The following is a 7,552-nucleotide window of genomic DNA, read 5'->3' on the forward strand; positions in this document are numbered from 1 at the left end:
GGGCGGTGCCGTCCTCGGCGGGCAGCTCCAGCACCTCGCCGGCCCCCTGCGCGGCGGGCAGCAGCTCGGCGGCGGGCGCCTCGGTCAGCAGGGTGACCTGCTGCTCGGTGACGCCGACCACGAGGGCCCGCCCGCCGACGCGGACGACGGCCACCCCGGCCTTGGCGCCCACGCCGACGCGGCTGACGACCTCGACCTCCGCGGTGGCGGCGCCGGCCGCCCTGGACCGGCGCAGCCACCGCGCGACGAGCCACAGCAGCCCCAGGACGGCGACCAGCGAGACGGACATCCGTCCCAGTGCTGCGAGGGTGTCCATCTCAGGCACCGGCCTCCGTGCCGGGGGTGACGATCTCGGTGATGCGGATGGCGTAGTCCTCGTCGACGACGACGACCTCGCCGCGGGCGATGAGCTGGCCGTTGACCAGGACGTCGGCGGGGCTGCCGGCGGCGCGGTCCAGCTCGACGACCGATCCGGGGGTCAGCGCCAGCAGGTCCTGCACCGTCATGTGGGTGCGGCCCAGCTCGACGGTGACGTCCATCTGCACGTCGCGCAGCAGGTCCATCGTGCGGCGCGGGCCGCCGGGGGCCGGGGCGCTGGTGCTGGGGCTGGCCATGACGGGCACCGCCACCTGCGGGGCCTCGGCGGAGAAGGTCAGGCCGATCAGGGCCAGGGTCTCCCCGCCGGCGCCGACGACGGCCACGGCACCGCCGGCGAGGGCGGCGACCGCCTCGGCCGGGTCGCCCTCGACGCCGACGTCCAGCGTGCACTGGCCGAGGCTGGCGACGACGGTCTCCAGCGCCGGGCGCAGCGCGTCGACCGGGTCGAGCGCGCCCTCGGGGCTCATCAGCAGGGTGTTGAGGGTCTCCTCGCCGACGACGACGGCGACGCGGCCGGTGGAGGCGCCGGCGAAGTTCGCGGAGACCGCGGTGCCCTCGTCGCCCAGGTCCGGGGCGGCGGAGGCGGCGACCAGGCCGGTGACGGTGCCGGGCGCGGACAGCGGAAGCACGGCCAGGGCGGCCTGGGCGGCCTCGGCGAGGATGGCCTGCAGGTCGGCGTGGGTGACGGTGCTCATCGGGAGGACTCCTCGGGGGTGGGGACGATCAGGCAGGCGAGCCGGGAACCGCGGCTGCCGGCCACGGCGGAGGCGACGACGGTGTCGGACGCGACGACCTCGAGGGGGGCGTCGGCCGGGTGCGGCAGGCGGAGCACGTCGCCGGGCACGAGGGCGAGGATCTCGTCGGGACGCAGCTGCGCCGCGTTGAGGCGGACCGAGACCTCCACGGGGATGTGCTCGAGGTGGTCGTCGAGGCGGTCGCGCATGAGGCGGCGGATGCGCAGCTCCTCCGGGCTGGCCACGCGCAGCTCGGCGGCGCTGAGCGCGGCCGACAGCGGGTCCAGCGGGAGGGCGAGCGTGGCGGTGCCGCCGGTCTGGTCGACCTGCAGGTGGAAGGAGGCCACGATCATCACGTCGGTGGCGGCGGCGGCCTGCGCGAACTGCGGGTTCTGCTCGATGGCCTGCAGGTGGGGCTTGAGCTCCAGGATCGAGGTCAGCGAGGCGGCCAGCTCGGCGAGGGTGCGCTCCACCAGGCCGCGGCACAGCACGGCCTCGATGTCGGTGAGCACCCGGCGGGGCTGGTCCTGCGCGCCGGTGCCGCCGAGCATGCGCTCGATGCAGCTGAGCAGCAGCGGGGTGTCCAGGTGCAGCACGCCGGCGCCCACGAGCGGCTCGGGGTCGAAGACCGTCATGATCGAGGGGGTCGCGAGCGTGGCGGCGTACTCGTCGTAGGAGTACTGCTGCACGCTGTCGAGCTCGACCTGCACGCTGGTGCGCAGCGTCGAGGACAGCAGGGTCGCCCACTGGCGGCAGAACGTCTCGTAGGTGATCTCCAGCACGCGGGCGTGCTGGCGCGACAGCTTGGTGGGCCGCCGGAAGTCGTACGGGACGGGGACGCCGCGCCGCCGCGAGCGTCGGCCGCCTGTCCGCTCTGCGCTGGTGGAGGTCTCGGGTGCCACGCTGCACCTATCGGCACGAAGGTGCCTCACCCTTTAGCGCGCACCCGAACGGGTGAGGCGGCGGTGCCGCGCCCCCGGGAGGCTCCGTCAGCTGCCGGTGCTGCGGTGCTCGCTCTCGGCGATGCGCTCCTCCAGCGCGTCGTCGTTGAGCTCCTCGGCGCCGGCGGTGGTGCCGGTCGTGCCGGTGGTGGTGCCGGTCGTGCCGGTGGTGGTGCCGGTCGCGCCGGTGGTGGTGCCGGTCGCGCCGGTGGTGCTGGGCAGGTCGGTGGCGGTGGCGCCGGTGCGCACCCCGTGCGCGGCGGTGCTCTCCTCGTGGCCGCCCACCTTCGAGGCGACCGCGGCGGCCGCGCCGACGGCGGCGGCCACCCCGGCGGCCAGGCCCGCCTTGGCACCGGTGCTCATCCCGCCCTCGGGGGTGGTGGCGACGCCGGTGCGCGCGATCCGCTCGGCCAGCGCCTTGACCCGCTCCCCCGCGCCGCGCTCCTGCGCGAGGCTGGACTCCAGCAGCACCGCGACCTGCTCGGCGCCGCGGGCGCGGGCGTGCAGGACCAGGTTCTCGTACACGGCCTGCTCGTGGTGCTCGGTCTGCAGCGCGCCGGCGAGGACCACCGCGTCGGCCAGGGAGTCGTCGGCCTTCTTCAGCTTGGTCTCGGCCTCGGCGGCCAGCGCCTTGGTGACCGGGCACGGGGAGTCGTCGACCTCCTGGCCCAGCAGCGCGAAGCACTGCTCGACGACCTCGATCTGCACGCGCGTCTCGGCGGCGTGCTCGCGCAGCAGCTGCTTGACCTCCGGGCGCTGCGCGGCCTCCTCCAGGCGCCCCAGCATCGCCAGGGTGTCCCTCTCCATCGTCAGCGCGGCCCCCAGGTCGTAGCTGAAGACCTCCTCGGGGCTGTTCAGTCGTCCGAACATCGTGCGCTCCTCCTCGTCGCGGGATCCACGGTGACCGGCACACAACCTGGCACGGACGGCGCGGGGCCGCCCGCCGAGAGCGCCCGGGCCCGCACGCGCGAGAGCGCGGCAGGCGGGGTGCCTGCCGCGCTCTCGGCGGTGCTGCGGTGCGGGCCGGGGCCCGCGGGGGTCACTGCATGACGAACTGGGTCAGGTAGATGCCCATGACCGTCTTGTGCGCGGCCTCGCCCTCTTCCGCGGGCTCCTCGGTGTAGGCCTCGACGATCTTGTGCTCGAGCTCGTCCTTGTAGTGCTGGCGCTGCTCGGGGTTGGACAGGTCCGTCATGGACAGGCCGCTGAACTGCTGGATGGCCAGGTCCAGGGCCTTGCTGCCGTCGGGGCCGGAGGAGCCGCCGTGCCCGCCGCCCTCGACGGCCACGGCCTGCAGGGCCAGGCCGAGCTTGAGGTAGTGCCCGTCGGCCAGGTTCAGGCTGATCGGGTCCAGGGTGGTGACGTCGCCGGGGGTGAGGTGCTCCTCCTCGTGGGCGGTCTCCGCGGCGGCCGCGGTGTCGCCCTTGGTGAGCAGGAAGACGCCGCCGCCGGTCCCGCCGGCGAGCAGCACCGCCCCGAGGGCGGCGACGATGATGAGCTTCTTCTTGCCGCCGGCGGCGGTCTCCTCGCCGTCGGCCTTCGCCTTCTTGGCCATGGTGTGCTCCGGTTCCTGGTGGGTCGTCGGGTGGTGGGTGCTCGGGGTCGTGCGGGGTGTCAGTGGCCGGCGTCGGCGACGGTGACGCCGCTGACGGCCGTGCTGAGGTCGGGGGCGATGCCCACCGGGGCGATGCTGGTGGCGGGGGTCGTCGTCGCCGTCTCGGCGGTGGCCTCCCCCTCGGTGTGCAGCTCCGCCGGCCCCTCGGTCGGGGTGGACGCGGCGACCTGCGGCAGCAGGGCCTTGACCGCGTCGGAGGAGGGCGAGGCGACGATGAGGTCCACGCGCCGGTTGCCGGTCAGCGCCTGCGGGTCGCCGTCCGGGTACAGCGGCCGGCTGTCGGCGTAGCCGGTGCCGGACAGCCGCAGCGGGCTGATGCCGTTCGCGGCGATGAACCGGGTGACGACCGTGTTCGCGCGGGCCGAGGAGAGGTCCCAGTTGTCCCGGTAGCGGGTCGTGGCGGACAGCGGCAGGGAGTTGGTGTGCCCCTGCACGGCGATGTCGTTGGGCAGGGCCGCCAGGATCGGGCCGATGACGTCCAGCACGTGCAGGCCGGTGGGCTCCACGTCGGCGCTGGCGTTGGCGAAGAAGACCTTGTCCGCCACCAGCCCGACGACCAGGCCGTCGGAGGTGATGCGGTAGGTGACCTGGTCCTCGTCGCCGGTGGCGGACAGGGCCTGGTCGATCTGCGCCTCGATCTCGCGGTAGCGCTGCACCTCGGCGCGCGCGGCGGCCAGGTCGGCCGCCGACTGGTCCTTCTGCGCGGCGTTCAGGACCTGCTGGGCCTGCTCGGTCTGCTGCGGGTCCCCGCCGGACTGGATCTTGAGGTTGATCGGGTCGGCGCCGTTGTCGATGTCGTTGATGCCCTTGTTGCCGGAGAGCACCAGGTTCGTCGAGGCGCTGCCCTCCTGCAGGCCGGCCTTGAACTGCGCGAACTTCAGCTGGTCGACCTGGCTGAGCGCGAAGAGGACGATGAAGAGGGCCATGAGGACCGTCAGCATGTCGGCGTAGGAGACCAGCCAGCGCTCGTGGTTGACGTGCTCGTCGTGCTCCTCGTGCTTGTGGCGCCGCTTGTGCGCCGAGGAGGACATCAGGCGGCCTTCTTGTCCGGCACCGCGGTGCCCGGGGGCAGCAGGCTCTCCAGCTTCTTGGCCACCGAGCGGGGGTTGGAGCCGGCCTGGATGGCGAGGATGCCCTCGACGACCAGCTCCATCTGCGCGCACTCGATGCCCGACAGGCGCATGTAGCGGCTCTGCAGGGGCAGGAAGAAGATGTTCGCGCTGGCCACGCCCCAGAAGGTGGCGACGAACGCGCCGGCGATCATCGGGCCGAGGGCCGCGGCGTCGGAGAGGTTCGCCAGCACGACGACCAGCGAGATGACGGTGCCGCAGATGCCGATGGTGGGCGCGTAGCCGCCCATGTCGCCCAGGATCTTGGCGGCCTGCTTGTCGGCGGCCTTCTTGGCCTGGATCTGCGCGGTGAGGACCTCGTACAGCTCGTCGGGGTCGGTGCCGTCGATGGCGGTCTGCAGGCCGTCGCGCAGGAAGTCGTCGTCGACGGCCTTGATGGCGTCCTCCAGGGCCAGCAGGCCCTCGCGGCGGGCGCGCTCGGCCATCGTCACCAGCGTGGCCACGGTGCCGCCGGCGTCCTTGGGCTTGCCCAGGAACGACTTCTTCAGCACGCCGACGAGGCCGACGCCGTCGCGCAGGACGCCGCCCATGAAGCCGACGCCGAGGGTGCCGACGAACACCAGGACCAGCGGCCCGGGCAGGAGGAGGTCGGACAGGCTGCCGCCCTCGTGGTTCTGGGCCCAGAGGATGGCGGCGAGGCTGATGATCAGCCCGCCGATGGTGGCGAAGTCCATGGTCACGGCCTCCTGCGGTGCAGCGGGACCGGGGCGGGCAGGTCCCCGTCGGTGTCGCTGGTGGTGGTGTGGGTGGTGTCGGGGTGCGCCGGCAGCTCGAGGACGTCAGCGGTCCCCGTCTCCTCCAGGGCGTGCGCGGTGGCGACCACGCGAGCCCGGAACGCCATCACGCGCTCGACGACCTCGGTCAGCGGCTCGGTGACGACGAACTTCGCGCCGTCGACGAGCGTGATGACCGTGTCGGGGGTCGCGTCGACGCGCTGGATCAGGTCGGGGTTCACGGCGAACACCGACCCGTTGAGGCGAGTCACGAGAATCACGAGGTTCCATCCTTGGCGGTGGAGTCGGGGCCCGTCCGTGGGCCGGTTGCACTACTGGTATCGGCGTGCCCGGCCCGGACCTGAGTGGGGGTTGCTTCATGCACCCGTTCGTGCTAGCGCCCCCGCGCGACGTGCACGGAGAGCGACGGTGCCCGGCACCGGCCGCCGAACGGAGGCGGAGGCCCGAGCGGCCCGCGGGGGTGCCTGCCGGGCCCTCCGCGGCGGTCACGCGGGCCCCGCGGGCCGGGCGGCCCGGGGAGGCTCCAGGGCCCTCCCCCGGCGCCCTGCCGGGCCCGTGGGCGCCCACGGGCCCGGCAGGGCGCCGGGGGAACGAGAGACGCCCTCCCGGGCCGCGCACCACGCGGCCCGGGAGGGCGTCGATCACCGCGCTGCGAGGATCAGCGCTTGAGGTTGACGAGGTCCTGGAGGATCTCGTCCGAGGCGGAGATGATGCGCGAGTTCGCCTGGAAGCCGCGCTGGGCGAGGATCAGGTTGGTGAACTCGCTGGACAGGTCGACGTTCGACATCTCCAGGGAGCCGGAGCCGATGGCGCCGCGGCCGTTCTGGCCGGGGACGCCGATGTTCGGGGTGCCCGAGTTCGCCGAGACGGTGAACATCGAGTTCCCGACCTTCTGCAGGCCGGCGTAGTTGTTGAAGGTGGCGACCGCGACCTGGCCGATGGGGCGCTTGAGGCCGTTGGAGTACTCGCCCATGACGACGCCGTCGGCGCCGACCGCGAAGGCGTTCAGCGTGCCGATGGCCGCGCCGTCGGTGGTGGACTTCACCGTGCTGTTGCCGGTGTTGCTGACGTACCCGGTCAGGGCGCGCAGGTCCATCTTGATGGTGACGTCGTTGAGGCCGGTGAGCGCGATGTCGTCACCGTCCATGCTGTACCCGTTCGCGGGCAGCTTGCCGGTCGCCGGGTCGAAGTTCACCGTGCCGGCGTCGACGGCCGGGGTGACGGTCTGCCCCGTGGCGGGGTCGATGTACGTCAGGGTGAGCTTCCACTGGTCCGTCGGCACGACGTCGGCGGCGGTGGTGGCGGTGCTGCCCTCGTTGAACGAGTTGGTGAAGGTCGCCATGACGCGGGTGGGCTTGCCCTGCGCGTCGTACGCGTCGAAGGAGGAGGTCACGACCGGCACGGTGTAGAAGTCGTCGCCGGGCAGCTTGACGGGCTTGCCGGTCTTGTCCACGTTGCCGACCAGGGTGGCGGTGGTGGTGGGCGCGGCGGGCATGACGTTGTCCGAGTTGATGATGATCGTCTCGGTCGGGCCGGTGGTGACGATCTGGCCGCTCTCGTCGGCGCGCCAGCCCTGCACGTAGGAGCCGTCGGCGGTGACCAGCGAGCCGCGGCTGTCCAGCTCGAAGGCGCCGGCGCGGGTGTACATCTGCGCGTCGCCCTTCTGCACGACGAACAGGCCGTCGCCGTCCAGCATGAGGTTCGTGGCCTTGCCGGTGGCCTGCGCCGAGCCGGCGGTGAAGTTCTGCGAGATGGTGCTGACCTTGACGCCCAGGCCGACCTGCGAGGGGTTGGTGCCACCGTTGTTGGTGTTGTCCTGCGGCGCGCCGGCGGTCTTGGTGAGCTGGCTCAGGGTGTCGGCGAAGACGACGCTGGAGCTCTTGTAGCCGGTGGTGTTGACGTTGGCGATGTTGTTGCCGACGACGTCCATCATCGTCTGGTGCGAGCGCAGGCCGCTGACACCGGAGAACATGGAACGCAGCATGGGGCAGACCTTTCGATCGTCGGTCGGGGTGCGGGG

9 protein-coding genes are annotated in these 7,552 nt (G+C 72.9%); all 9 read right to left on the minus strand.

The genetic code is table 11. The features are described 5' to 3' along the window. The coding region (fliO, locus tag GTR00_RS10110) for a flagellar biosynthetic protein FliO (RefSeq protein WP_240899803.1) at window positions 1-316 on the minus strand (316 nt) is incomplete at its 3' end. Window position 317: 1 nt separating this feature from the next. After that, window positions 318-1,073: a flagellar motor switch protein FliN gene (gene fliN / locus GTR00_RS10115; protein ID WP_166611500.1), complete on the minus strand. Its 756-nt coding sequence runs from the start codon at window positions 1,071-1,073 to the stop codon at window positions 318-320. Further along, window positions 1,070-2,014: a flagellar motor switch protein FliM gene (locus GTR00_RS25735; protein WP_166611501.1), complete on the minus strand. Its 945-nt coding sequence runs from the start codon at window positions 2,012-2,014 to the stop codon at window positions 1,070-1,072. Before GTR00_RS25735 ends, fliN begins: the two co-directional genes overlap by 4 nt. An 87-nt stretch (window positions 2,015-2,101) precedes the next feature. Beyond that, window positions 2,102-2,923 (minus strand): ferritin-like domain-containing protein, encoded by an 822-nt coding sequence (locus tag GTR00_RS24960; RefSeq protein WP_166611502.1) that lies wholly within the window; start codon window positions 2,921-2,923, stop codon window positions 2,102-2,104. 169 nt (window positions 2,924-3,092) lie between these two features. Next, on the minus strand, window positions 3,093-3,608 hold the full coding sequence (locus GTR00_RS10130; protein ID WP_166611503.1) for a flagellar basal body-associated FliL family protein: 516 nt from the start codon (window positions 3,606-3,608) through the stop codon (window positions 3,093-3,095). Between the two features lie 59 nt (window positions 3,609-3,667). Then, on the minus strand, window positions 3,668-4,699 hold the full coding sequence (locus GTR00_RS10135; RefSeq protein ID WP_166611504.1) for an OmpA/MotB family protein: 1,032 nt from the start codon (window positions 4,697-4,699) through the stop codon (window positions 3,668-3,670). Further along, the gene (locus GTR00_RS10140; protein WP_166611507.1) at window positions 4,699-5,472 is read right to left on the minus strand and encodes a motility protein A; all 774 of its coding nucleotides are present in this window, start codon (window positions 5,470-5,472) and stop codon (window positions 4,699-4,701) included. Before GTR00_RS10140 ends, GTR00_RS10135 begins: the two co-directional genes overlap by 1 nt. Before the next feature lie 2 nt (window positions 5,473-5,474). After that, window positions 5,475-5,792 (minus strand): flagellar FlbD family protein, encoded by a 318-nt coding sequence (locus tag GTR00_RS10145; protein ID WP_166611505.1) that lies wholly within the window; start codon window positions 5,790-5,792, stop codon window positions 5,475-5,477. Between the two features lie 398 nt (window positions 5,793-6,190). Continuing rightward, window positions 6,191-7,516, minus strand: coding sequence for a flagellar hook protein FlgE (locus GTR00_RS10150; RefSeq protein WP_166611506.1), 1,326 nt, complete (start codon window positions 7,514-7,516; stop codon window positions 6,191-6,193). Between the last annotated feature and the right edge of the window lie 36 nt (window positions 7,517-7,552).

Origin of the sequence: Kineococcus indalonis (genome assembly GCF_009906395.1) — a bacterium.
Taxonomy (GTDB): domain Bacteria; phylum Actinomycetota; class Actinomycetes; order Actinomycetales; family Kineococcaceae; genus Kineococcus; species Kineococcus indalonis.